Below are 2754 nucleotides of genomic sequence, written 5' to 3' on the forward strand. Positions count from 1 at the left end.
GGAACCGATGGCGGCGATAGCCGGCGAACGCCTCGTCCGCGCCGTCGCCCGACAGCGCCACCGTCACCTCCTCGCGCGCCAGCTCGCACACGCGATAGGTGGCGAGCGCGGAGGCGTCGGCGAACGGCTCGTCGAACGCGGCGACCAGCGTATCGACCAGGCCCCCGCCATCGACGGCGTCGTCCGGCGCCACCACGCGCTCGCGGTGGTCGGTCGCGAAACGGCGAGCGACGATCCCTGCCGGCCCGCGCTCGTCATGCCCCGCCTCGTCGAAGCCGATCGTGCAGGTCTTGACGGCGCGGGGGCTCGCCTCCGCCATCAGCGCGACCACCGCCGACGAGTCCACCCCGCCCGACAGGAACGCGCCCAGCGGCACGTCCGACACCAGCCGCGAGCGGACCGCGGCGCGCAGCCGCTCGACCAGTTCCTCCTCCAGCGCCGCCGCCGTGCCGGTCGCACGGCGCGAGAAGTCGACGTCCCACCATCGCACCGGAGCCGGAACCGGCCTGCCGCGCTCGACCAGCAGATAGTGGCCAGCCGCCAGCTTGCGCACGCCCGCGACGAGGCATGCGTCGTCGGGGACATAGCCGAACGCCAGGAAGTCCTCGACCGCACGGATGTCCGGCACGCGGCGCAGCAGCGGGTGCGCGAGCAGGCCTTTCAGCTCGGACGCGAAGGCGAGGCCGCCGTCGCTCAGCTCGACATGGTGGAGCGGTTTGACGCCCAGCCGGTCGCGGGCCAGGAACAGGCACTGGCGAGCGACGTCATGGATCGCGAAGGCGAACATGCCGTGCAGCCGCTCGAGCATCGCCGGACCCCAGGCGCGCCAGCCCTCGATCAGCACCTCGGTATCGCCGGCGGTGCGAAAATGCGCGCCGCCACGCTCCAGCTCGATGCGCAGCTCCGCGAAATTGTAAATCTCGCCATTATAGGTGACGGCGATCCGCTCGTCGGCGCTGCGCATGGGTTGGGGCGAGCCCGCGACGTCGATGATCGACAGGCGGCGGTGCGCGAAGCCGACGCCGGGGGCGGTCCACATGCCCTCCCCGTCCGGGCCGCGATGCGCCAGCGCGCCGATCATGCCGCGGAGCCGCGCGGGATCCACCGGCCGGGGCGATGCCGGGTAATACAGCCCCGCGATGCCGCACATGTCAGTTCAGGCCCGCGTCATGGTCCGCCAGCCGGTCGAGCGGGCCGAGCGCGGCGTGGAACCGCTCGATCGCATGGAGGGGATCGCGACCCGGCCCCGCTTCCGCCGACAGATGGATCGCCACCGCGCGCTGCGCGCCGCCCAGCAGCCTTGCCTTCAGCGTCTCGATCTTCACCCGTCCCGCATCCGCCGTCACCGTGTCGCCGACGCGATACCATGTCGCGACCACCCGCTCCACCGGGCCGGGCGCGGCGATCCGCGTCGCCGCGCCGCCGCTGCCGTCTGCATCGTCGATGGGGGACAGGTCGGCGATGCGGACCCAGATGTCCTCCTCGCGCAGCACGCCGGTGCCGAAGGCGAGCAGCTTGGCCCCCTCGCGCTGCCGGCCGAACACCGCGATCGCGAGGTCGACCTCCTCGCCGGCCGCGTCGCGATAGCGGCCGAACAGCGTGTGGTCCGCGCCCGGGTACCAAGGCCGCCACGGCGCACGCACGCTCAGCGGCGCGCGCGTCCAGCCCGGCACCTCGGGCAATGCGATGCGACTGGGCAACGGCGCGGGCCGGGCCGCAAGCGCGGCACTCCACAGCGGAAACGCGCCCGCGATCGCCACCGCCAGCAGCGCCGCGACCGGCATCCTCAGCCTGGCGCGCACCGGTCCGTCCAGAGTCAGGGGATCGAAGGCGGGATCGTCGGGCGCGCGATCGAACCAGCGCCAGCCGAGCGCCAGCGTCACGGCCATCACCAGGCCGAAGAACATCCAGCCGTAGACGATGTGATCGTAACCGGTCGCCCTCTCGACCGATGTAAGAGAGGCGACATAGATCGTTGCGAACGCGCGGATACCGTTGGCCAACACCGGGACGACGAGCGCCACCGCCATGAACGCCGCTCGCCGGGGCCACGCCACCAGGCAGACGTTCGCGACCAGCGCGCCATAGGCGATCATCGCGATCACGAACTTGGCGCCCGAACATGCCTCCGCCACCTCGAAAAAGCCGTTGGGGATGGTGATGAGGACGCCGTCGACGCTTGCGGGAATGCCGGCGGCGTGGAGCAGCGGCATCACCATCGCCACCGTCGCGCGTTGCAGCGGCTCCTCCAGTCCCTCGCCGAACGGCACGAGGAACAACGTGTAAGCGATTGGAAAACAAAGCCCTCGCGAGACTTTGGGTCCCAGCAATGTCACGGCCGCCCCCTGCGCCATGACGACGAGCCCCAGATGGCGCGCAAACGTCACCCCGGCCGCGTCCCCCGCCAGCCAACACATGCCGCCGCTCGCGACCAGCAGCAGGCCGGGCGCCCAGGCGACCGGTTCCAGCCGGGCAAGCTCGCGCCGGCGGTTCCAGACCAGCCATGCGACCACCGGACCGACGAACAGGCAATGACCAAAGGTGGTGCTGGTCCACCAGATATGCGCGAGCGAGCGCACATCGGCGCGGAACGTCGCGATCAGGCCCGCGACGACCGCCGTCAGCACGATCAGGTGGACGCGCCATGCGGACGCGACTGGCGCAGCGCGCGCGACGGGCAGCGCGACCGTCATGCCGCCGCTCCCAGCCCCATCAGCGCGTCCAGCGGCGCGAGGCGGGCGGCCCAGCCGTAGC

General features: G+C 71.9%; 2 protein-coding genes. Both read right to left on the reverse strand.

The window, feature by feature from the left end; all coding sequences use genetic code 11:
- The coding region (gene asnB, locus HUU95_RS13435; RefSeq protein WP_174280563.1) for an asparagine synthase (glutamine-hydrolyzing) at nucleotides 1–1150 on the reverse strand (1150 nt) is incomplete at its 3' end.
- 1 nt (nucleotide 1151) lies between these two features.
- Nucleotides 1152–2693, reverse strand: a complete 1542-nt coding sequence (gene xrtA / locus HUU95_RS13440) for an exosortase A (RefSeq protein WP_174280564.1) — start codon at nucleotides 2691–2693, stop codon at nucleotides 1152–1154.
- Between the last annotated feature and the right edge of the window lie 61 nt (nucleotides 2694–2754).

The organism is Sphingomonas bacterium (genome assembly GCF_903643065.1).
GTDB lineage: Bacteria > Pseudomonadota > Alphaproteobacteria > Sphingomonadales > Sphingomonadaceae > Sphingomonas.

What these genes read in the sequence shown, in the direction of transcription:
- xrtA (WP_174280564.1), bottom strand. Translation starts at nt 2,693, where the DNA reads ATGACGGTCGCGCTGCCCGTCGCGCGCGCTGCGCCAGTCGCGTCCGCA.